The sequence below is a fragment of the Pseudomonas sp. NyZ480 genome (assembly GCF_029537255.1).
In the GTDB taxonomy this organism is placed as follows: Bacteria; Pseudomonadota; Gammaproteobacteria; order Pseudomonadales; family Pseudomonadaceae; genus Aquipseudomonas; species Aquipseudomonas taiwanensis.
This window is the reverse complement of record NZ_CP120626.1, coordinates 4265309-4287742: the sequence shown is the minus strand read 5'-3', so window position 1 is coordinate 4287742 and position 22434 is coordinate 4265309. Positions and strand designations below refer to the sequence as shown.

Annotated in this window: 20 protein-coding genes; 14 read left to right on the top strand and 6 right to left on the bottom strand. The window is 64.9% G+C overall.

Features of this window, described 5'->3' with window-relative positions; all coding sequences use genetic code 11:
* Positions 1–312: a hypothetical protein gene (locus tag P3R38_RS19715; RefSeq protein ID WP_023382073.1), complete on the top strand. Its 312-nt coding sequence runs from the start codon at positions 1–3 to the stop codon at positions 310–312.
* 4 nt (positions 313–316) lie between these two features.
* Here P3R38_RS19715 and P3R38_RS19710 read toward each other — a convergent pair whose 3' ends face one another.
* The 4 genes from P3R38_RS19710 to tatA all read right to left on the bottom strand — a co-directional run bounded on the left by P3R38_RS19710 (position 317) and on the right by tatA (position 3707).
* Positions 317–2347 carry an HET-C-related protein gene (locus tag P3R38_RS19710; protein WP_277686524.1) on the bottom strand — a complete coding sequence of 677 codons (2031 nt, stop codon included), beginning with the start codon at positions 2345–2347 and terminating at the stop codon, positions 317–319.
* A gap of 69 nt (positions 2348–2416) precedes the next feature.
* A complete protein-coding gene (tatC, locus tag P3R38_RS19705; RefSeq protein WP_023382071.1) occupies positions 2417–3202 on the bottom strand; it encodes a twin-arginine translocase subunit TatC in 786 nt (261 codons plus the stop codon).
* Positions 3199–3489 (bottom strand): Sec-independent protein translocase protein TatB, encoded by a 291-nt coding sequence (tatB, locus tag P3R38_RS19700; RefSeq protein ID WP_104881328.1) that lies wholly within the window; start codon positions 3487–3489, stop codon positions 3199–3201. The genes tatC and tatB overlap by 4 nt, the downstream gene beginning before the upstream one ends.
* Positions 3489–3707 carry a twin-arginine translocase TatA/TatE family subunit gene (gene tatA / locus P3R38_RS19695; RefSeq protein ID WP_023382069.1) on the bottom strand — a complete coding sequence of 73 codons (219 nt, stop codon included), beginning with the start codon at positions 3705–3707 and terminating at the stop codon, positions 3489–3491. Before tatA ends, tatB begins: the two co-directional genes overlap by 1 nt.
* A 146-nt stretch (positions 3708–3853) precedes the next feature.
* Between tatA and gspK the strand changes: the two genes are divergently transcribed.
* Positions 3854–4819: a type II secretion system minor pseudopilin GspK gene (gene gspK / locus P3R38_RS19690; protein ID WP_023382068.1), complete on the top strand. Its 966-nt coding sequence runs from the start codon at positions 3854–3856 to the stop codon at positions 4817–4819.
* Between the two features lie 42 nt (positions 4820–4861).
* On the opposite strand, the gene P3R38_RS19685 is transcribed toward gspK, so the two are convergent.
* Complete coding sequence (locus P3R38_RS19685; protein WP_277686523.1) at positions 4862–6922, bottom strand: PhoX family phosphatase; 2061 nt, start codon at positions 6920–6922, stop codon at positions 4862–4864.
* A 224-nt stretch (positions 6923–7146) separates the two neighbouring features.
* Between P3R38_RS19685 and P3R38_RS19680 the strand changes: the two genes are divergently transcribed.
* The 12 genes from P3R38_RS19680 to gspN all read left to right on the top strand — a co-directional run bounded on the left by P3R38_RS19680 (position 7147) and on the right by gspN (position 17861).
* Positions 7147–8775, top strand: a complete 1629-nt coding sequence (locus tag P3R38_RS19680; RefSeq protein ID WP_104883354.1) for a lipoprotein UxpA — start codon at positions 7147–7149, stop codon at positions 8773–8775.
* Positions 8772–9197: a pilus assembly protein PilZ gene (locus P3R38_RS19675; RefSeq protein ID WP_186598461.1), complete on the top strand. Its 426-nt coding sequence runs from the start codon at positions 8772–8774 to the stop codon at positions 9195–9197. The genes P3R38_RS19680 and P3R38_RS19675 overlap by 4 nt, the downstream gene beginning before the upstream one ends.
* 3 nt (positions 9198–9200) lie before the next feature.
* Complete coding sequence (gene gspD, locus P3R38_RS19670) at positions 9201–11153, top strand: type II secretion system secretin GspD (protein WP_027906560.1); 1953 nt, start codon at positions 9201–9203, stop codon at positions 11151–11153.
* Positions 11153–12601 (top strand): ATPase, T2SS/T4P/T4SS family, encoded by a 1449-nt coding sequence (locus tag P3R38_RS19665; RefSeq protein WP_027906559.1) that lies wholly within the window; start codon positions 11153–11155, stop codon positions 12599–12601. The genes gspD and P3R38_RS19665 overlap by 1 nt, the downstream gene beginning before the upstream one ends.
* A gap of 3 nt (positions 12602–12604) precedes the next feature.
* Positions 12605–13807, top strand: coding sequence for a type II secretion system inner membrane protein GspF (gene gspF / locus P3R38_RS19660; RefSeq protein ID WP_104883356.1), 1203 nt, complete (start codon positions 12605–12607; stop codon positions 13805–13807).
* Positions 13808–13824: 17 nt separating this feature from the next.
* Positions 13825–14259, top strand: coding sequence for a type II secretion system major pseudopilin GspG (gspG, locus tag P3R38_RS19655; protein ID WP_023382061.1), 435 nt, complete (start codon positions 13825–13827; stop codon positions 14257–14259).
* Positions 14260–14262: 3 nt separating this feature from the next.
* Positions 14263–14700, top strand: a complete 438-nt coding sequence (gene gspH, locus P3R38_RS19650) for a type II secretion system minor pseudopilin GspH (RefSeq protein WP_023382060.1) — start codon at positions 14263–14265, stop codon at positions 14698–14700.
* Positions 14697–15065, top strand: a complete 369-nt coding sequence (locus P3R38_RS19645; protein ID WP_277686522.1) for a type II secretion system protein GspI — start codon at positions 14697–14699, stop codon at positions 15063–15065. The genes gspH and P3R38_RS19645 overlap by 4 nt, the downstream gene beginning before the upstream one ends.
* A gap of 75 nt (positions 15066–15140) precedes the next feature.
* A complete protein-coding gene (locus P3R38_RS19640) occupies positions 15141–15731 on the top strand; it encodes a prepilin-type N-terminal cleavage/methylation domain-containing protein (RefSeq protein WP_027906558.1) in 591 nt (196 codons plus the stop codon).
* A complete protein-coding gene (locus P3R38_RS19635) occupies positions 15728–16822 on the top strand; it encodes a GspL/Epsl periplasmic domain-containing protein (protein WP_277686521.1) in 1095 nt (364 codons plus the stop codon). Before P3R38_RS19640 ends, P3R38_RS19635 begins: the two co-directional genes overlap by 4 nt.
* Positions 16819–17205, top strand: coding sequence for a type II secretion system protein GspM (gene gspM / locus P3R38_RS19630; protein ID WP_027906556.1), 387 nt, complete (start codon positions 16819–16821; stop codon positions 17203–17205). Before P3R38_RS19635 ends, gspM begins: the two co-directional genes overlap by 4 nt.
* Positions 17202–17861, top strand: coding sequence for a type II secretion system protein N (gspN, locus tag P3R38_RS19625; protein WP_027906555.1), 660 nt, complete (start codon positions 17202–17204; stop codon positions 17859–17861). The genes gspM and gspN overlap by 4 nt, the downstream gene beginning before the upstream one ends.
* 37 nt (positions 17862–17898) lie before the next feature.
* On the opposite strand, the gene P3R38_RS19620 is transcribed toward gspN, so the two are convergent.
* A complete protein-coding gene (locus P3R38_RS19620; protein WP_277686520.1) occupies positions 17899–22425 on the bottom strand; it encodes a hemagglutinin repeat-containing protein in 4527 nt (1508 codons plus the stop codon).
* Positions 22426–22434: the final 9 nt, after the last annotated feature.

Here is a 22434-nt window from a genome sequence, read left to right as displayed (position 1 = left end):
GTGTACAAGCTCGCCTTCTTCGTCCCCGCCAGCCACCTCGAAGTGGTCAAGGCCGCCGTGTTCGCCGAGGGTGGCGGACGCATTGGCGACTACGACCACTGCGCCTGGCAAACACTTGGCCAGGGCCAGTTCCGCCCATTGGACGGTAGCCAGCCGTTCCTGGGGCAAACCGGCCAGGTCGAAGTGGTGGAGGAGTGGAAGGTGGAGCTGGTCGTGGACGACGACCTGATCGCTCAGGTCGTCGCCGCGCTCAAGCAGAGTCACCCTTACGAGACGCCAGCCTACGAGGTCTGGCGGCTCGAACAGTTTTGAGCGCTTAACCGAACGGGAAAGCGCTGCTGATAATTTCCGAGACGGTGTTGGGTGCGTTGCGGTACTGCTCTCCCAGCACTCTCACCCTGTCCTTTTCCTCTCTCTCGAGTTGCGCCTGCAGTTGCACCAGGTCTTCCAGGCGGCTGCCCGCTTGAATCTTGTTCCGCGATCCATCCGGGTCTTTCGCCTCCCATGCCGCCACGATGTCCTCATGCCAATTGTCGGCATCAGGGTGCAGAATGAAATTCATGGCCACGCTAGCCGGGTCTCGCTCGGTGTTGCCCTGCCAGAATTCATACATCGAGCGGCCCACCTGCTCTACCGCGTAAGTGGCCAGATAGGCTGCCAGTTCATGAAACGGGTGGGTGTCGTGATCCTTGGCCAGTTGTGAATGTGTCGGGTGCAAGCCAGGCTTCTCATTGGGGTTATGCCCGGACAACGTCTGGTATTCGTCGACGCTGTCCGCAACCCAGTTCAGCATGCCCTGCATCGTGGAGTTGATTGCATTTTGCAGCAGCGTCAGCGGCAGTTGAGTGATCCACCGTCCGGCTTCGAATAAGCCGAACAAGGGCGCCGCCGCTGCCTTGTCGCGCAATTCCAGGTAGGTTTTCAGCCAGGAGAGCGGCACATCGGTAGGATGTTCGGCCAGCAGGATCAGCAGGGCCTGCTCTGCGTCACTGCGGTCCCCCGGTTTGGTGCGTTTGAAATCGAGCGCTTTCGTCTCGAAAAAGATCTGGCCCAGCGGCTCGGCGATGCTGGCGATCACGTCCAGACCACCAAACATGCCCGTGACGATCGGCAAGCCATGCTTGCAGTCTGTTTCCGTGGTCCAGGGCAGAACCTCATGGCCCTTTTTGCGCAGGCACAGTTCGACGAAGTTGGAGTGAGAGAAATAGTCTTCGAGCACATGCAGCGCTTCGCCGAAATAGCGTCGGCCCTCGATCGTGTTACCCGCGTTCATGGCGTCGATCAGCTTGTTGTACATGTAGCGGGCGGCATGGTCGACGTAGTTCGAAATGGAGCGCGCCGGATGGACCCGCAGCAGTGGGTCGTCAGCCTTTACCAACGGCTCGAAGTCCGGATCGATGGCCTGAGGGTCGATGCTGTCGCTGGCCGGGTTCAGCGGATTGTCGATATGCTCGGAAGGCCGGTATACCCCAAGCTTTTCCTCATCCACGGTGTAGGCGCGGCGGCCGGCTGGGGTGTCCTGCAGGTCGTGAAATTCCTTGAGTGCCAACAAGTCGACCAGCTTGGTCAGCGCGGCTCGCGACAATGTTGACGGAAAGTTCTTCGGTTCGTCCGGTTTACGCACGATTTTGGGGTCCAGCAACTGTGAGTGATCGCGCAACCAGTTGCCGAAGTAGATGCTCCGACGTTCTTCGTCAGTGAACCCCACGGATGCCAAGCCCCTTTCCAAGGCCTCGTGACCGAAAGAGCCAGCCTTGTCGTGGCCGTTACCTGCGACGAACGCTGCGGTTTGAGGGAGCGGCTCCAGGGTAGGCATCGTCAGGCGCAAGTCTTCACCCGCGTAGTTGGCGTACACGGTGTGGTCGGTTGCGCTGGCACCGTAGAAGAACATCATGGCGGCGTAATCGGTGCCGACGTCGTGCGCTGTCTCGGCCTGGGACTCAGGTGAGCGTTCCTGTGCACGTTCGTCGATGTCTCGGCGTATCACGCTGCGCAGGTATTCGCCGAACGCCCTGGTCATGGCGTTGAACAGATTGACACTCATGAAGGCTTCGTCGCGTGCCTGCGCGATCGCGGAAATCGCTACGACAATCGTACGGCTGGCGCCGTCATAGCGGGCAAGGGTGCTTTCCTGGGCATCGATCCGATAGCTCGGGTTGGCGATGTTGCCCTCATGCAAGGCTGCCCGCAGTTTCAAATAGGTAGCGACTGGCAGGTCGGTACCAAACACTGACATCAGCAGCGTGACGAAGAGCGCTTTGTCGGTGTGCCAGGCCAAGGCATCGAGTCGGCCCAGCTCATAGGTGCTTTCCAGGGTTGGGCTGTTGACGTTGGTTTCAATGGGCATGGGCGTCTTTCCGTACAGAATGGAACGCCCAGTCTGGTGGCCTGGATTACCCGGATGAACCGAGCAGCCTTACCTGAGGGAGAGGTTTTCCTCACCGGTCGCATCGGCCTGCATTCCAGGGGGCGGGTGCGCGCCGACCAGCGTGCTCGCCACCAGCCCCAGTTCGAACAGCACCCACATCGGTACCGCCAACATCGTCTGCGAAAACACGTCAGGCGGCGTCAGAATCATCCCCACCACAAAACAGCCGACGATCACGTAGGGTCGGCTGCGCCGTAACCTGGCCACATCGGCCAGCCCCGTCCAGATCACGATGAACGTCGCCACCGGAATCTCGAACGCCAAACCGAACGCCAGGAACAACGCCATGATGAAGTCCAGGTACTGACTGATGTCGGTCATCATCGCCACGCCTTCAGGTGTCACGCTGGCAAAAAAGCCGAACATCATCGGAAACACCAAGAAGAACGCGAACGCCATGCCGGCATAGAACAGCACGATGCTCGACACCAGCAGCGGCAGGGCAATTCGCCGTTCGCGGCGGTACAGGCCAGGGGCCAAAAAGCCCCAGGCCTGGTGCAGCAGCAGCGGCATGGCGACGAACAGCGCGCACAGGGCCGTCAGCTTGAACGGCGTCAGGAACGGTGAGGTCACGCTGGTGGCGATCATGCTCGCGCCTTCGGGTAGAAAGCGCCGCAGCGGCTCGGAGATCAGCGTGTAGAGAGTTTGGGCGAAGGGAAACAGGCCGGCGAATACCACGGCGATCACCAGCAGGCAGCGCACCAGGCGCTTGCGCAGTTCGCGCAGATGTTCGGTCAGCGGCATCCCCGTTGCCGGGTCCATGGCAACGCTCATGAAGCATTCTCCTTCGGTAGGCTGGCGGTGTCTGCATCGTTGGCCGGCGCCGTGTTGAGGCTGATGCCTCGGCGTATATCCTGCTCAAGACGTTGCAACGGTGCGCTGTCCAGGTTCGGCATGTCGATCTCGCGCTCCATCTGCGTGCGCAGTGCGTTCATGGCCCGGCGTGCCTGGCCGAGGCCACGCCCCAGGGTACGTGCCGCCACCGGCAAACGTTCCGGGCCCAGTACCAGCAAGGCGATGACACCTACCAGCAGCAGTTCGCTGAAACCAACCTCGAACATCAGGCCTGTCGATCCGACTGTGCTTGCTGAGTCGTCAGCGGCGCGGGCTGTGGCGGCTGCGGGTTGGCGTTGGCATCCCCATCGCCGCCCATGGATTTGCGAAAGCCCTGGATCGCCTCGCCGACGTCGCTGCCCAGGCCTTTGAGGCGTTTGGTGCCGAACAACAGAAACACGATCAGCAGAACGATGACCAGTTGCCAGATTCCAATGCCACCCATGTGCGACCACTCCTGTAAGGTCATGAAAAGGAAAGGTAATCCTGCCCGGTGCAGATGACATGAACATGACCGCCCCTTGATTGCCATCTGACTGCAACACCCTGGGTGTTGACTGGCGCTTTCAGTGACCAGCAAGGCGGTGAGGGATGGGTGGCAGGCGACAGCGGGGGGCAGCGCTGCTGATGGTGATGGTGGTGCTGGCGATGCTCGCTGCAGGCATGGCCTGGATGGTGGAGGATGGCCGACGCCAGGTCGACGAGGTTCGCCTGTTGCATCAGCGTGTGCAGGTGCGAGCCATGGAGCAGGCGGGGTTGGCCTATGCCGAACAGGCATTGCGCGACCCAGCCTGGCGTCAAAGCCCGCTGTTCTGGCAGGCATTGCGCGGACAACCACTGACGTATGATTTCGGCGCCGGCAAGGCGCAACTGCGCGTCAGCGACCAGCACACCTGTTTCAACGTCAACGCGCTGCTTGGGGCAGACGGCGAACGGGCCGAGCGCCAGTTGCGCTTCCTGCTGGGGGACGACATGGCGGCCGAACGCCTGGTCGATGCCTTGGCCGACTGGCTCGACAGCGACAGTGACGCCCGCCTGCAGGGCGCCGAGAGTGCCCAGTACCTGCGCCAGCAACCGCCACGCCTGGCAGCGAACCAACCCATGCTCGACACCAGCGAGTTGAACCTGTTGCTGGAGCCCGATGCTTCACGTCAGGGCCAATTGCCGATGCTCTGCGCCTTGCCACAGACCACGGGCTGGCGCCTCAACGCCAATGCCTTGGGGTTGGAGCATCTGCCGTTGCTCGATGCGCTGTACGAGGGACATTACCCGCGCTCGCTGCTAAGTCGCATCGTCAGTGGCCGACCAACGTCCGGCTATGCGGATGCCGCAGCGTTGCGCCAGGCGCTTGGCGCGGTGGATGACCAGACCTTCGAGACACTCAGTGAAGGCTTGCTGCTCAACAGCGGGCATTTCCTGTTGCAGTTGTCGTTCGAGGAGCAGGGGCGGGTGATGCGCAGCGAGTTTCAGCTGGAGGCGCTGGGAGTGGTGCAGTGGCATGCGCGGGTACCGGCGCAGCAGGTGCGAGTGCGGAGTCGCGCGCCGATGGCCTGGTGAGCCATGGGGCCGGCCTCAGTGCCGACCCCGCCGCCGAGTACGTCAGGCGGTGCCGATTTCCCCGCCATCATCGCGCTGGATCACCACCGTCGAGGCGCGTGGCCGCACCGTGCTGCCTGCTGGCGTGGCATCGGTAGCCCTGTCGGTGTACGGCCAGTTCTCGGGGTGCTGAATGTTCACGAACATTGTCTTGTTGTCCGGAGTGAAGGCGATCCCCGTCACTTCGCAACCATTCGGACCGACGAAGAAGCGGCGCAGGTCCACCTGGTTCTGGGCATTGACTGGGACCTGCTTGCCGCTGGCATCGACCAGGTTGGTGGGGATCACCGCCAGCAATTGGTCGTTGGTGTAGTCGGTCACGGTCGACTCACCATTGTCGGTCTCGAACCACAGCACGCCACGGCTATCGAAGCTCATGCCGTCGGGGCTTGCGAACTGGTTGAGTTCGGTCAGGCCCGAGCGGTTGATGTCAGCGGTACCTGCGGCGTTGGCGCCGAACACGAAGATGTCCCAGGTGAAGCTCAAATGATCGTCGCTGTCGTGCCAGCGGATGATATGGCCATGGCGGTTCGGGCCGCGCGGGTTGGCCGCGTCGACCTTGTCGGCGGTGCGCGCGCTGTTGTTGGTCAGGGTCAGGTAGACATCGCCATTGAGCGGGTTGACCGTGGTCCACTCCGGGCGGTCCATCGGCGTGGCGCCCACGGCATCGCCCGCGCCACGGGTGTTGAGGAGGATGCCCGGCAGGTCGCCATACAGCGCCCCCAGGGTGCTGCCGCCCGTGGTGGCGGTGGTGACGTCGAGCAGCAGCCAGACGCCGGTGCCGTCGGCATTGAAGCGCGCCACGTAGAGCTTGCCCTGGTCCATGTACTTGGCACCGGTGGCCAGGCGATTGGCCGGGGTGGCGTCGGCGGCATACCACACGGCATCGGACACGAACTTGTACACGTATTCGTTGTTGGAGTCGTCACCCATGTACCAGACCAGCGGCTTGCCGGCCACCGGCAGGCCAGGGCAGCACCCTTCATGGCGCAAGCGTCCCAGGGCCGTGCGCTTGGTGGCCTGGGTGGAGCTGTCGTACGGGTCGATCTCGACGATGTAGCCGTAGGTGCTGGCTTCGTTGCGGTAGTCGTCGGTGGCGCTGGCGCCTTTGACGGTGACGTCGAAGCGGGCGAACTCATCGTCCACCTCGCTGGCGTCGCCCGCTGCGGTTTCCCATTTGTACTGTCCGTTGGACGTACCCACGCCGATGCGCGCCTGGTCGGCCGGGCGAGTGCCCTTGTTGACGAAGATGCCGGGCCAGTTCTCTTCACAGGTGAGGTAGGTGCCCCATGGGGTGTAGCCGTTGCCGCAATTGTTGTTGGTGCCTCGGCACTGGGTGCCGTCCGGCGAGAACTTGGTCTTCACATGGTCGGTGCCGCGCAGGGGGCCTGCGATGTCCATTTGCGAGGCGGTGGTGAAGCGGCGGTTGAGCGGGTCGTTGTCGACCACCTGCCAGCGGCCACTGACTTTCTGCAGGCGCACCACGCCAGCGCCGTGGGCGTTGATCTCCTTGCGCACCTCTTCCACTGGGCGGTTGCCGCTGCCATCGGTGGTCGGGCCGGCGGGGTGCAGGGCGGCGGTGTCGATGTATTCGAAGTTGATCGCCAGCAGGCCATCTTCGGAGCTGCCGTTGATGGGGAAGAAGTGCATGCCGTCATGGTGCATGCCCATGGCGTTGGCCTGGTCGGTCGAGGTGTTGCTGCCGTCGGACTTCCACGGATTGCCATTGCTGTTGAGCGGCGTGCCCCAGGGGGCTAGCACGTAGGCGCTGTAACCGGCGGCGACGACGCAGGCGTCGGTGCGCGAACCTGGAATGGACTGGAAGCCCAGTGCCAGTGCGGGCGGCTGCGGGTCGGTAACCGGAGGCTTGGAGGCTGCATCGTCGTCCGAGCCGCCACCACTGTCGAAGCAGCCCGTCAGGCCGGCCCCGGCGATCATGGCAATGGCCGCGCCGAGGCTGCCGCGCATCACGCTGCGACGGCTCAGGTAAGCATCCATGACGCTGGCCATCGGCAGGTTACCGCTCAGGTTGCGATCCAGGTTATCGCCGCTTTCTCGACTCATCAGGGTGTCCTTAAATTGGCTGAGTTGGAGGAAAGCGCGACTTTAGAGCGCAAGTGTGATGATTGATTGGCAGAAATGTTAAGGGGTTTTTAAAACTACCCGTTCTTACCGAGCGTTCACAAAGATCAATTTGGAATTGCTGTCGGATTTCTGCCATTAAACTGTCACGCGAACGCCGCAACATCCAGGGCCCAACAGGAACGTGGATAGGGACGGCAGGCAGCATGCACAGGCGTGAAGTAATCAGCTGGATGGGGATCGGTGCACTGGCACCGCTACTCGGCGCCTGTTCCGCACTGCCCGGCTCGCGTCGCGAGGACGCCAGCCTCGATTTGTTGTACATAGCCGATACCCTCGATGCACGCCAGCCGGGCCCGGCCGTGGTGCCGGCCACGCGGTTGGGGCCAGTCAGCCATCTGGGCCGCGCACCCTGGATGACTGGCGCCAGTGCCAGCGTCGCTCACCCGCAACTTGCACCACTGCTCGATGCCAGCCAGGCGTCAGCCGCTCAGTTGGGAGGCTACGCGGTGCTGGGCGCCTTGCTTGAGCAGTTGCGCGCGCAAGCCGGTTCGGGGAATAGCCTGACCCTGGAAAACGGCCAGGGCTGGAATGGCAGTGGCCTGGCCTACCTGACCCAGGGCGAGAGCGGCCTGCAAGGCAGTCAACTGCTGGGCAGTGAGGTGCGGGTCAGCAGCGATGAGCGCGTGCTCTGGCCGCAGCGTTGCGCCGGCCTGTATCGTCAGTCTTCCTCCGTTACCCTCGGCGCCGGGCTTGCTGGCGAGCAACGCCAGGCCTTGGGGCTGGAGGCGCTGCACCTGTTCGAACGCGGCGGTGTACGCATCGCCGTGGTAGGCGTCACCGACCCCTACGCCCAGGACCAGAAAGCCTCATTGAAGCAGTGGTACCACTCGCTGAGCCCGGCCTTCGAACAGGCCCGACGCGAGGCCGACCTGGTGGTGGCCCTGGCCGATGTCGGTACCGGGCCGGGTTTGTGGCTGGCCGAGCGTGTCAAGGAAGTTGACGTCGTGTTGTGCGCCCGAGGTCAGGACCTGTGGCCCGCACCCGTGCCGGTGACCCAGGCCAGCGGTCGCCAGGTGCCGGTGCTCTTCGCCGGTTGTCGTGGCAGTGGGGCATTTCGGCTGCGTTGCCAGCAGGTAGCTGGACAATGGCAGTTCGATGCGCATTTTTTCCCTGCGTTCGCGTACCAGCTTTCACCCGCGGCGCAACGGCGCGCAGGCCAGTTGCAAGGCCAGTTGCGCCAGCAGCGCGCAGGTCATGCGGCCTGGCTTGACCAACCGTTGGCCCGCGCGCCGCAAGCGCTATGGCGCCGCGATACCCGCGCTGGCAGTTGGGACCAACTGCTGCACCAGGCCTTGGCGGATGACGGCAGCATGCCAGTGCTGTTGCCCGGTCTGCGCTACGACTACCCCGTGGCAATGGGCGATGCCATCACCCGTGAGCATCTGATCAGCCTCACCGGCAGCTATCCGGCCCCGGTGGTCGAAGCGCCAGCGCGCCAGGTCGAACACGTGCTGGAAAACGCCGCCGAGCAACTGTTCGGCGACCCATTGCTGCTGGACAACAGCCAGGACCTGCCGCGCTGGCAGGGCCAGCCATGGCGCGTCAGCTACAGCCCGCAGGGCAAGCGCATCACCGGCCTGGATCCGGTCCAGGGGGTGTGTCGCACCTTCGGCTTGCAGTTCGACGCCCAGGCCGGCGAACCACTGTGGCAGCGGGTCGAGGCCTGGCTGGCGGACCAGCCGACAGGCTGGCAGCTGGCGCCGCTTCAGTTGCCTGAAGTGCGTTATGTGCAGGGACACCCCGGCTGGCACCCACGGCAGGTGGCCTCGTGAGCCTGGGCGCCAGGCTAGTGACCGGCAGTTGCCTGACGCTGGCCGCCTGGCTCGCCGCCCAATGCCTGCTGCAACTGGGGCGCTCGCCGCAACCGGCCAGCCCGCCTGCCGCCGGCGACACACCGCTGCCTGGGCTGATGGTCGGTCACTGGTCGGCGTCAGGCAACGACGGTGCCATCGCCATCACGCGTCTGCCGCTGCAGTACCTCGGTGGCCTCAAGGCCCAGCCACTGTCCGCCAGTGTGGTGGTGCTGCGCTTCGGCCAGCAGGTGCGCACGCTCGGGCGAGGCCAGCGCCTGGCGCCGGGGATCGTGTTGCAGGACATCGACGCCGATGGCCTGATTTTCGACAACCAGGGGCGGCGTGAACGCCTGCCCTGGCCGCCACGCCCCGCCGTGGCCGGCTTCAAGCGGCAAGGATGAAAGATGCTCGTTAGATACTGCGTTGCCGCGACGATGAGCCTGGCGCTGACGCTTGCGTGGGCCGAGGAACCCGAGGTGTTCGAGGAGGATGGCACACCGCGGTATGAGGTGAATTTCGTCGATACCGAATTGGGCGAGTTCATCGACAGCGTGTCGCGTATCACCGGCACTACCTTCATCGTCGATCCACGGGTCAAGGGCAAGGTCACGGTCCGCACCGTCGACCGTCACGATGCCGATGCCATCTACGATATCTTCCTGGCGCAGTTGCGCGCACAGGGGTACGCCGCCGTCGACCTGCCCAATGGCAGTGTGAAGATCGTACCCGACCAGGCTGCGCGCCTGGAGCCGGTGCCGGTGGAGTCCGCCGGCCAACCAGGTGAAGGCAGCGATGGTGTGGCCACGCGGGTATTCAATGTACGCAACGCCGCCAGCGAGCAGATGCTCGGCATCCTCAAGCCGCTGATCGACCCTCGGGTCGGGGTCATTACGCCTTATCCGGCGGCTAACCTGCTGGTGGTCACGGACTGGCGCAGCAATCTAGAACGCATCGACAGCCTGCTACGTCAGCTCGACCAGGTCAGCGACGAACCGTTGCAGGTCATGCCCCTGCAGCATGCCAGCGCTACCGACACCGCGCCGTTGCTGACTCGTCTGTTGGCCCGGGAGCAGGGTGGCGACAGTACCCAAGTGGTCGCCGACCCTCGCAGCAATGCGCTTCTGGTACGCGGCAGCACAGACCGTGTGCGTGCCCTGCTCAAGCAGCTCGACCGCCCCAGTGACAACCAGCACAGCAGCAATACCCAGGTGATCTACCTGCGCCATGCCAACGCCGGCGAGGTGGTGAAGGTGTTGCGCGGGCTGAGTCAGGACGGCGCGGTGCCCGGCGAAGGCGAAGAGGAGGGCAAGGACAAGCGCTTGGCACCGGCCAACGACCTGGGCATCCGCCTGGAGTACGAAGAAGGTACCAACGCGGTGGTGATGGTGGGGCCCGACAGCGCGTTGGCGGCCTATCGCACGATCGTCGAGCAGTTGGACATCCGTCGCGCCCAGGTGGTCGTCGAGGCGATCATCGCCGAGGTTTCCGACAGCCGCGCCCAGGAACTGGGTGTGCAATGGCTGTTCGCGGATGAAAAGTTCGGCGCCGGTATCGTCAACTTCGGCAGCAACGGGGTGAACATTGCCAACATTGCCGGCGCGGCGGCCAGTGGCGACAACGAGGCACTTGGCGATCTGCTGTCGGCCACCACGGGGGCCACGGCGGGCATCGGCCATATCGGCGGTGGCTTCAATTTCGCCATGCTGATCAACGCCCTCAAAGGCAAGAGCGGCTTCAACCTGCTGTCTACACCGACCCTGCTGACCCTGGACAACGCCGAAGCGTCGATCCTGGTCGGTCAGGAAGTGCCGTTCGTCACCGGCTCCGTCACCCAGAACAACGCCAACCCCTACCAGACCATCGAGCGCAAGGAAGTCGGGGTGAAGCTGCGGATCAAACCGCAGATCAACATCGACAACAGCGTGCGCCTGGATATCGTCCAGGAGGTTTCGTCCATCGCCGACTCCACCACCGCCAGCGATGTGATCACCAACAAGCGTGAGATCAAGACCAAGGTGATGGTCGAGGACAACGGCCTGGTGATCCTGGGCGGCCTGATCAGCGATGAGCTGAGCACCAGTGACCAACGCGTGCCATTTCTGGGGGACATCCCGGGCCTTGGCCGGTTGTTCCGCTCCGATGCCAGCAAGAACACCAAGCAGAACCTGATGGTGTTCATCCGCCCGCGCATCCTGCGCGACGGCCCCAGCCTGGCTGGCTTGAGCGAAGACAAATACCGCACCTTGCAGCAGACCACGCCGCTGAACCTGCCCGGCCTTGCCGGCGCTCAGAGCGCTACGCCGTTGATGCAGGCGTTCCCCGCCAGCCGGGCACGCCTCGAAGGCGGTGACTGGTGATGCTGCCCTACCGCCTGGCGCGTCACGCGGGGCTCGCCATCGCGCCTGCCGAAAGTGGCTGGCAACTCTGGCTGCGCCACGGGGCCGACAGCTGCCAGTTGCAGGAACTGCTGCGCGTCCACGGCCAGCCCAGTGCACTCCAATACCTGGCGCCAGATGCTTTCGATGCGCGCCTTGGCCAGCTGTACCAGGCGGGCGAAGGGGCCAACGAAGCATTGATAGAAGGCATAGGCGAGCAGGTCGACCTGGACAGCCTGATCAGCGACATGCCGCGCATCGAGGACTTGCTCGAAAGTGACGACGAAGCCCCGGTCATTCGCCTGATCAACGGGCTGTTCGGCCAGGCCTTGCGCCTGCGCGCTTCGGACATCCACATCGAAACCTTCGAGCAGAGCCTGGTGGTGCGCCTGCGGGTCGATGGCCACTTGCGCGAGGTGCTGCGCCCACCTCGGGCGCTGTCAGCGATGCTGGTATCGCGGATCAAGGTCATGGCGCGCCTGGACATCGCCGAGAAGCGCCAGCCGCAGGACGGGCGCATCACCTTGCGCGCTGCCGGGCGTGAAGTGGATGTGCGTGTCTCGACCCTGCCTGGCATCCATGGCGAGCGGGTGGTGATGCGTGTACTCGACAAGCAGGCCAGCCTGCTGGCGCTGGACAACCTGGGTATGCCGGCCGCCGTGCTGCAAGGCCTGCGCGCCTGTCTGGCGCGGCCCAATGGCATCGTGCTGTCCACCGGGCCGACCGGTTCAGGCAAGACCACCACCCTGTATGCCAGCCTCAATGGCCTCAACGATGGCAGCCGCAATATCCTTACCGTCGAGGACCCGGTGGAGTACGCCATTACCGGCATCGGCCAGACCGCTATCAACCCACGAGCCGGGCTGACCTTCGCCAATGGCCTTCGGGCCATCCTGCGTCAGGATCCGGACGTGATCATGCTGGGGGAAATCCGCGACCAGGAAACCGCGCAGATCGCCGTTCAGGCCAGCCTCACCGGCCACTTGGTGCTGTCGACCCTGCACACCAACAGTGCGGTAGGTGCCGTGACGCGCTTGCGCGACATGGGCATCGAGCCGTTCCTGATCGCTTCATGCCTGCGTGGCGTGCTGGCCCAGCGCCTGGTGCGCCGGCTATGCCATTGTGCGGTGGCGCATCCTCTGCAAGTGGCCGAACGCGAGATGTGGCCGGAACTGGCGACGCTGGGCAACAGCTACCACCCGGTAGGCTGTGCGGATTGCCAGGGTAGCGGCTATGTCGGACGCATTGGCCTGTACGAGTTCGTCGAACTGGATGCAGGCCTGATCGGCTTGCTGTATGACGGTGCCAGTGAAGTCGCCATGCACGATTACCTCGCCCCACGACGCCAGAGCCTGCTGGCCATGGCCAGCGATTGCCTGGCAAGCGGCCAGACTAGCCTGGCCGAAGTGCTGCGCGTGGTGCAGGGCTGAGCCATGCCGACCTACCGCTATCATGCCGTCGATCTAACCGGCAAAACCCACACGGCTAGCCTGCAAGCCGACAGTGAGCGCCATGCCCGCCAGCTACTGCGCGAGCAAGGGCTGTTCGCCCGTCGATTGTCCGGTGCCAAGGGCGGGGGGCGCACGTCTCGTCGACAGCGGCTGAGCCGTGCGCAGTTGTGTGAGCTGACCCGTCAACTGGCCACGCTCACAGGCGCTGGTATCCCGTTGGTCGATGCCCTGGCCACGCTTGAGCGCCAACTGCGCGAACCGCAGTTGCACAGCGTGCTGGTGGCCTTGCGAGGCTCGCTGGCCGAGGGCCTGGGGTTGGCTCGCAGCCTTGCCCGTCAAGGGGCGCCATTCTCTGGGCTCTATTGTGCGCTGGTCGAGGCCGGCGAGCGTTCCGGGCGCCTGGCCCAGGTGCTCACACGTCTGGCAGATCATCTGGAGCAAGTCCAAAGGCAACAGCACAAGGCGCGCACCGCGCTGATCTACCCCGTCGTGCTGATGGGCGTGTCGCTGGCGGTGGTGGTCGGGCTCATGACGTTCGTGGTGCCCAAACTCACCGAGCAGTTCGCCCATGCCGGGCAAGGCCTGCCCCTGATCACCTCGCTGTTGATCGGGCTGAGCCAGGGCTTGGTGCAGGCCGGTCCCTGGTTGCTGGCATTGGCACTGCTGCTCACGGGCCTCTCTGGCTGGCTGCTGCGCAAGCCGTACTGGTGCCTGCGCCGCGATGAGCTGCTGCTGCGCCTCCCGCGCATCGGCACCCTGCTGCAGGTGCTGGAAAGCGCGCGGCTGGCGCGCAGCCTGGCGATTCTCAGCGGCAGTGGCGTGGCATTGCTCGAAGCCTTGCAGGTGGCCACCGAAACCGTCGGCAACCGGCGTATCCGCCTGGCCATGGAGCAGGTGCGCCTGCAAGTGCAGGGCGGCACCAGCCTGCATCGCGCCCTGGACGCCAGTCAGCAATTCCCGCCGCTGCTGGTGAACATGGTGGGCAGCGGCGAAGCCAGCGGCACCCTGTCCGACATGCTCGAACGCGTGGCCGACGACCAGGAGCGGGGCTTCGCCCGCCAGGTGGATACGGCCATGGCGCTTTTCGAACCCCTGATGATCCTGGTGATGGGCGCGGTGGTGCTGTTCATCGTGCTGGCGGTCCTGCTGCCGATCATGCAACTGAACCAGGGCCTGCAACTGTGAACACAAGGAGTACCGACATGCAGCAACGACGCACCCGCCAGAGCGGTTTCACCCTGATGGAAATCATGGTGGTGATCTTCATCATCGGCCTGTTGATCGCCGTGGTCGCGCCCAGCGTACTGGGCAACCAGGACAAGGCCATGCGCCAGAAGGTCATGGCCGACCTGGCCACCCTGGAACAGGCCCTGGACATGTATCGCCTGGACAACCTGCGCTTTCCCAGCAACGAGCAGGGCTTGGCCGCTCTGGTGAAAAAGCCTGCGCAGGAGCCGCTGCCACGGGCCTGGCGCAGCGATGGTTACGTGCGTCGCTTACCGCAGGACCCTTGGGGCACGCCTTACCAGTACCGCATGCCGGGCGAGCATGGTCGGGTCGATGTGTATTCGCTGGGGGCCGACGGCATGGCCGGCGGTGAAGGGCAGGATGCCGACCTGGGCAACTGGGAGCTGTAGCCCATGACGGACCAGCGCGGTTTCAGCTTGCTTGAGCTGCTGGTGGTACTGGCCATCGCCGGGTTGATGACCGGGCTTGCCGTCGCCTCACTCGAGAGCGGTGGGGCGAATGTCGACCAGGCGTTGCAGCGCCTGGCCGTCGAGACCCGCGCACAGGCTGCGTTGGCACGCCACACCGGACAACTGCGCGGGTTGCGCTGGACCGGCCAGCATCCACAGTTCGTCCGCAGGGAGGGGGCACGTTGGGTCGTCGAACCGGTCACCTTCGACCCTTGGCCCAAGGGCTTGCGCCCTGACTGGCCGGCCAGCGCGCAACCTCGCGTGCTGTTCACGGCCCAAGGCTGGGCGCAGCCGGGCAGTGTGCGCTGGCATTGGGCCGAGGGCAGCCAGCGCTGGGACTGGAGCCGCGATGGCCGTTTGCGGGTAGCGGCGGCGCCATGAAGCACAGGCAACAGGGCTTCACCTTGCTGGAAGTCACCGTCGCCCTGGCGATTGCCGCCGTGCTGGCGGTCATCACCAGCCAGGTCTTGCGCCAGCGCCTGGCCGTTCAGGATAGCGTGCAACACCACCGCCTGGGACTGCTCTGCGCCCGGGAGCTGCAAGCGCGCTTCACCGTCGAGCAGTTTTGGCCGACCGCTAACCAGGTTGGCGGCGTGCTGAGCCAGGGCGGGCAAGCCTGTCATTGGCAATTGCAGTTGCGTGGCACCGGTGTGCGCGACTTGCGCCGGGGTGAGTTGCAGCTTTACGCCGACCGCGACCAGCGCCTTGCGCTGGGCCAGTTCAGCGTATTTCTGGAGCGCCCCTGATGCCCGCGATCAGCTGTTCTGTAGGCGCTGGCTTGGCGGAGATCAGGCTATGAAAGCGACCATGGGAGTGACCCAATGAAGCGGCGCCAGGCGGGCCTGACCCTGATCGAACTGTTGGTCGCACTGGCCCTGACCGCGCTACTGGGCGTCATGCTTTCGGCGCTGGTCAATGGCTGGCTGAAGGTGCGCGAACGGCTGCAGTCGACGACCCAGGAAACCAGTGTGCTGGACTTTTGCCTGGCCCTGGAGCGGCGTTTCGACAGCCCGGTGCTGCGCCGTGTCCATGAACAACGTCTGCCACTGGCCAGCCGGTGGCTCGATTGGCAGCCCGACCGCCAGCAACTGCTGTGGGTGGCTGCTGCCGCCATACCAGAAGCCGAAGGGGGTTCACGGCTTCAGCGCCAGCGTCTGCGTTTCGATGTCCGCCAACAGCGCGTGTTACTGGAAAGCTCTGCCGACCTGTACGCCGCTGGCGCGCCCCATTGGGTATTGCGTGAGCAACTGGAGCGGGTCAGCGCGATGAACATTCTTTACCACCAGGGTGGCCGTTGGCTGGCCTGGCCTTCCGATCAACCGGCGCACCCAGGTCGCGGCGTGCGCTTGGAACTGCAGCGTGATGGAGCACCCTATGTCTGCACCTTCGTTCTCCCTTGGGGGCGGTCATGATGCTTGAGTGGCGTCGACGGACAGCGAATCGGCCCCGCTTGTTGCTGCGGCCGGGCATCGTCTGGGACTGGATGCTGATCGACACGAGGGGCGCGACAACAGAAGGGGTAGGTAAGCCGCCGGTGCAGGAGGATGTTCAGGTTGTGCTGATCATCCCCGCGCAGCATTGCAGCCAGTTCCAAGTGGCGGCACCGCCGCGGCTCAAGCGCGAGGAGTGGCCGATGCTTCTGGAAGATCGCTTGCTTGAGCACCCGGAGGATGTCGTGTGCGCGCGCCTCTGCGCCCCACCCGGGCAACTGCAGTTGTTGGTGGTGGCGCGCCAGGCCCTGGCGGGCTGGCGCGAGCAGTGTGCCGAGTGGGGGCTGCAGGCCGAGCACTGTTGGGCCGAGTTCCAGTTGATGCCGATGCCTGAACCAGGTGCTGCCTGGCAGTGGCGAAGATCGTCGGGCCTGACGCTGTTCAAGGGCATGACGGCCGAGGCGAACGAGCTGTGGCTGGCCTGGCCCGATGGACTGGGCGAGCTGCCAGAACACCCTTGGTCAAGCCTGCGCAGACAATTCATGGAAGGCCCATGGCCGACGCCCTTGGCGTCGCTGGCGCAATTGCCTCGTGTGTTCGAGCAGCGCGGTGGGGCATGCAAGTTGCCTGGCGTGTCGCGGCAACAGCGCGGTCTGCTGGTCGCCTGCCTGCTGTTAGCGTGTACGTGGGGCGGGGTGTGCCTGACCCAGCAGTGGCACCAAGCCCAGGTCTGGCGTGCCGAGGTGGCGGCGGTTGCCGGCGAGCATGCCAGCCCTCGCCAGGCTGCCCAGGCGCTCAAGCGCCTGCGGGAAGGCCAGGTACAGCAGCAGCTGCGCTTACGCCAGCTCGACGAGCTGCAAGCATGTCTGCAGGGTTGGCTGCGTGAGCACCCCCAGTGGCGGCTGCAAGCGCTGCGCTTCGACGGCCAGCGTTGGTACCTGCGCCTGGAGGGTGATGGCGTTGCGCCGCCCTGGCGTGAAATGGCCGAGACGGCCGGTGCGCGAGTCGAGGTTCAAGGCGGGACGCCGGCGCTGCAGTGGCAAGTGACCTTCGACCTGGGGGATGCGGTATGAACCTGTACGGGTTGCAGCGCAAGCGGGGCGTGCTCGCAGGGTGCCTGATCGGGCTGCTGGTGGCGGTGCTGGTTACCCGTGAAGGGCTGAGCCTTTGGCGTGAGCTGGGGCAATGGCGCGAACTGGCGCAAACGGCTGGCCGTTTGCCTGGAGGGCCGGCGTTGAGCCTTGAGCGTTTGCATCAGTCGGCCCTGGTGGCGCGCATCGACATCAGCCAGGTCGAGCCGCAAGGCGAGCGCTGGCAGGTGCGCGGCCAGGTCGCAGATGCGCAGCATCTTCAGGGCTGGTTGCAGACTCTCCAGGCAGAGGGCGTGCAGCCGCTGCAGTGGGGGCTGGAGCAGGACGCCGGGCGCTTGCGGTTCGACCTGTTGGTGCAGCCATGAGCCGACGCGGATTGTTGTGGATGGCACTGGTGTTCGGGCTGACCGTGCTGGTGGAATTACCCGCCAGTTGGGTGGCGCGCGCCTCGGGGGCCGCGCTTGGCGGCGTCAGCGGAACGCTGTGGCACGGACAGGCGCAACATTGGGGGGCGGTCGGTCCGTTGCGATGGACCTTGCAACCATGGCGTCTGGTAGCAATCGGCGAGCTGGGTTACCAAGGCCAGGCCTGGCAGTTACGTGCCGAAGGTTGGCCATGGCGCTGGCGCTTGCAGGTGCAGGCGACAGGTGCGCAAGCGACTGCGCAGGCGGACTATCGCCTGGCGGGGCAATGGCAAGGCACGCTGACGGCGCAAGGCTCGGGGCTGAACTGCCAGGGTTCGGCTGGGCGCCTGCAGGCAGTGGATGTGGCGGTGAGCGCACCCTGGTCATTGGCGTTGGGGCAAGGCTCGATCGAGCTGGATTGCCGGGCGGGCTGGCATCTGCTGGGACACCTGGCGCTGCAGGGGCAGCACCAGGTGAACCTGGATGCCGACCTGATGCAGCGAACGGCGCAGGTCCGATTCCAGATGCAGCCCGATGCCGCCTTGACGCCCGTGCTGCGTGGCGCGCAATGGATGGAGGCACAGGCGACTTCAGGTCAGCGTCGCTTGAGGTGGTAGGCGGGCAGGGCGACGACGCCCCACCCGCCCGGTCCAGTCAATCACGCTTGCCCTGTACGCTCGATGCCCACGCCTGGTTGCGGTTGTAGCCGCTGGTGCGCAGCAAGCCCAGGTCGAGCGCATTCTCGCCATCGGCCGCCCCCTTGCCTTTGGTCAGCTGGGCCACGGCGGTACCCAGGTCGACTGGCGAGTTGGAGGCGTCGATCGACACGTCACGGCGATAATCGCTGCCGCTCAGGGTTTCACGGGTTACGGCTTGGGCACGCAGTGCGACATCGCCTTTGGCCGACTGCAACCGCGCGCCCATCAACTGCGCTTCGCCTGCGACGTTCAGGTCGATACCTTCGCTGCCTTTGAGCGCTGTCGGGTGAGCGACGCTGTCACGCTGCGCGTGGGTGAGGTCGAGACTGAAGGTTGGCGAGAAGCCGGGTTCCGCCTTGCTCAAGGCCGGGCCGGCTTTCTTCGCGACGTTCCCTCCCAATGGCCCGGCCAGCGAACTGGCGGCATTGACGTAGCCCTGCGGGTTCTTTTCCTGGCTCAATCGCGCATCGGCATTGATTGTCAGGGTATCGACGCGGTCCTTGAGACTGGCCAGCTTCAGGTCACCGCCGACATCGCCGGTGATGCGCTCGGCTTCCAGGCTGGTGCCTTCCAGCTGTGTGTCGCCGAGGCTTGCCAGGCTGATGTGCCCGGCGCGCAGGGTATTGGCGTTCCAGGTCTGGTTGTCGCGCTTGTCCAGGTCGACCTTGACGCGGCCATGCAGGCCGCGGGTATCGGTCGCGCCCGTGGCCATGCTGAAACCGGCACCTGCAGTGATGTCCAGGTTGTTGCGGCGCTCGATATCCTTCGACGCTTCGATCCGCAGGCCGCCGTTGCTTGCGTTCAGCGCAATCTGTTCGGCGGAAACCTGCAGCCCTTGCAAGTGCGCAGCGAGGTTGTCGCGGGCGCGGCTGGTCACGCTCAGTTTTCCGCCGCTGGCGATCTGCGCATCGACCGCCTGGCTGGCGTTCTCGTCCACCCTGCCGTTGCTGAAGTGGCCACCGAGGGCGCCGCTCTGTGTAGCGCCCGTCTTGGCCGCCAGTTCCATGCCGCCGCCCAGGTTGGCGCCACTGGCCTGTTGGGTATCGCTGGCGGCCTTGACCTGCAAACGGCCGCCGCTGTCCAGATAGGTATCGCCTACCTTGGCGGTGCGGTCGCCGATGCGGGTGCCTTCGAGCAACAGGTCGCCCGCGCTGCTCAGGCGTACTTCGCCTTTGGCATCGACCTGTGCGACCTGTGCCTTGGTTTGCTCGCTGTTTTTCTGGACGTGGTCGAGGTAGCCGCGGGTCTCGCCTCCGGTGCTGTCCGGGCGGTTGCCGCCCTTGGCCCAGGCGTTGCCATCAAGCTGGCGCGACGACTGTTTGCTGTGGTTGGTCGCCTGGGTCAGGGCCAGGTCGCCGCCACTGCGAACGAGGACATGGCCGTCACCGCCATCGAAGCGTGTGCCTTCGTAGCGGCCGTCGCTACCCAACTGTACCTGGATGCCTTGTTGGCCATAGAGGCTGCCGGGCACCGCTGTGTTGGCGACTTCCAGCTTGTCCAGTGAACCGCCTTTGCCAGAGGCACGCATGTTCAGGTCGCTGCCGGTGGTGCTGTCCACGCGCAGGTCGCCGCCATAGGCCAGCCGCTGCACAGTGGTCTGCTGAGTGTTTTCGGCTGCCCGCAGGTGATGCCGGTCGGCGTCGATCTGCAAGGCGCCGGCGTTGGCTCGCCACGCGGTGCCTTGGTCTTCGATGATGTCAGCCTTGCTGGTCACCGCGCTGCCGGACAACTCGCTGACCTGGGCATAGCCACGGCGCTGGTTTTCCAGGCGCTTGATGTGCTCCAGCGTCAGGTCGGCACCCACGCTGGGCGCTGCCATGGCATCTTCGGGCGAAGCTTGCTGGAAGCGCTGAGCCTCCTCGCCCAGTATCAGGCGCTCGATCGGGCGGGTGAGATCACGGTACTCCACGCTGGCCCCCAGGCTGCCACGCCAGTTGTCGGTGACTTCCTCACGCTGTTCGATGTTTTCCGGGGCGCGGTTGTCGATGTGCGTGGCGACGACCTGCAGGGTTTTACCGGCCTCGACGCGTGCCGCTTCGTTGGCCAGTTCGCCCGTGTCGATCTTCACGTCGCCGCTGGCCTGGAGTTCGCTGCGTTGCACTTTGCTGTCGAGCGCGGTGACCGTGTGGGTGTCGTGGTGGCCATCGAACGCACTGCCGAGCCGGTCGATGCCGCCGGTCACGGTCAGGCCGCCACCGCTCTGCTGAGTACGGGTGGTTTCTTGCGTGTCGTTGCGTGTGACGCCCAGGGTCAACTGTTTGCCGTGCAGGCCTAGGTCACCCGCGCTGGCCTGAACCTTCGAACCATTGACCTGCAGATGAGCGCCGCTGTCGAGGGTTACCGAGGCGCCCTTGAGTTCGCTGGCAACCTGGCGGGTCTCGACGCGTTCACCGGTCGTCGTGGCGACTTCATAGCCCACGCTGGCCGCGTACTGGCGCGATTCAGGCTTGCCGTCCTGGGCCGCATGGGTTTGCCTGGCATCGGCGCTGAAGCTGCGCTGCTGGGACGAGGTTTGGATGAGGTCCCGGGACTGTGCACTGTCGACCAGCAGGTCGCCCTTTGCTTCGACTTGCAGGTGCTTGCCGGCCTCCACCCTGGCGCCCCGCACACGCAATGCGTCGGCGCTGGCCAGGCGCAGGTTGGTGGTGGACGACACGTCACTGATCAACACCTGGGCTCTTTGCGTTTTGCTCTCGTGCTTGTTGCCGAGCAGATCGAACAACTTGCTGCTGCTATCGCGCTGGGTGGACGTGCTGCTGCCCTGATCGGCTTCGATGGCCAGGTGGCCTTTTTCGCTGTAGAGCACGGCATCGCCCTCGGCCATGACACGGCTGCCCTTGAGGCTGACTTGATCGGCGACCACCTGCATGGCGCCGTCGCTGGTGATGCTGCTGCCGACCACGGTCTGGCCTTGGCTGTCCTTGCCTTTGCGGTCGCCGAAGAAGGTGCCGGATACCAGATCGCCCCGGTAATTGCGCTGGGTGCCGTGTTCTTTCAAGGCTGTGGTCCGCACCTCGACGGTCCTTGCCTTGATGGTCTGGTCGCCGCCGCTGTGCAGGGTGCTGCCGTTGACCCAGAGGGTATCGGCAACCTTGACCGTCATGCGTCCGGCATCGAGGGCGCTGGCATTGGCCTTCTCGGCGAGTAGGTCCGAGTCACGGTCTCCGCGCCACAGGTCCTTGCGATGGCGCACCTTTTCCTGGATACGCAGGCTGTCGATACCGGCTTCGATGTTCAGATTGCCGCCACTGTTCAGCTCAAGGTCGCTGGGGGTGCTGAGGTTGGCCGCCACCATTTGCATGTCGTCCCCGGACTGCAAGGCCATGCCGTCGCGACCGTGCAGGGTTGTGCCGTGCTGCGCCTTGTTGGTGGTGGTGCGCTCACGGTTGTAGGTTTCCCGGGTGACGAACAGGAACTTCTTGTTCCACTTGTCGCGATTTCGCTCGATGGTTTCCCGGGTTTCGGCATCCAGGGTCAGCTTCTTGTCGGCCTTGAGCTCGACGCGCCTGGCGTGGCCGTCGACGGCGCTCAGGCTCAGGTCGTCGGCAGCGCTGAGCGTCAGCGCGCCTTGTTCGCTGCGCAGCTTGGCATGATTTTCGGCATCGCCCTTCACCTGCAACCCGCCAGCGGAGCGGATGTCGATACCCTCGCGGCCTTCGACCTCCATCGCCCCCATGCGCACTCCAGCGCCCTCGGCGGTACTCACCACACGAATGCGTCCGGCACGCATGGCGCCGAACAGGCTGGCGTCGATGGTCGAGGGCAGCGCAGGCAGGTGCTCGACGATCTGGCCACTGCCGTGGTCGATCCGATGGCGGCCTACGGTGATGTTCAGATCCTGCTTGGCCTGCAGCAGCCCCGTGCTGTTCAGGCGGGGTGCGATCAGGTCGAGCGCGCCTTCGCTGTTGCTCTGCCCACCTTCGAGCACCTGCAAGCTGCCGCTGGCACTGAGCGTGTCGAGGTACTGGAGTTGCTCGGCTTGCATCTCGGGCGTGCCGACCACGAAGCCTGCACGGGTGGTGTTGATGAAACTGCCGCCGTTGAGGGTGATGCCGTTGGGGTTGGCCAGAATGTAATCGGCCGGGCGGCCGAAGATTTCCTGCGGCCCTTCGATCAACGATGCGTTGCGGCTGACGACCTCGTTGAGAATGGTGGAGGCTGCCTGCCCCTGGAACTGCGGATTGGCGGCCAGGGCACCGGCCAGCTGCGACTGGCCGGCTTGCAAGGCGTTGTTGAGCACTAAACCGGGTCTACCCACGTTGTAGTCGAGAAACTGGTTGTGCGACAGGCCATTGGCGTTGGGGGCGACGATGTCGATGACCGGTACGCCGTGGCCGCTGTTGATCACGGGTGTGCCGCCTGGGCCTGGTGCCGCTTGCAGGCCACCTTGGGCCATAGCGGTGCCGGGGCTCAGCACGGCGAGGAAAATGGCCCAGCGCAAGGTATCGGGACGGGGGGATTTCAACGGCGAGAGTGTTTGCATGTTCTCGTT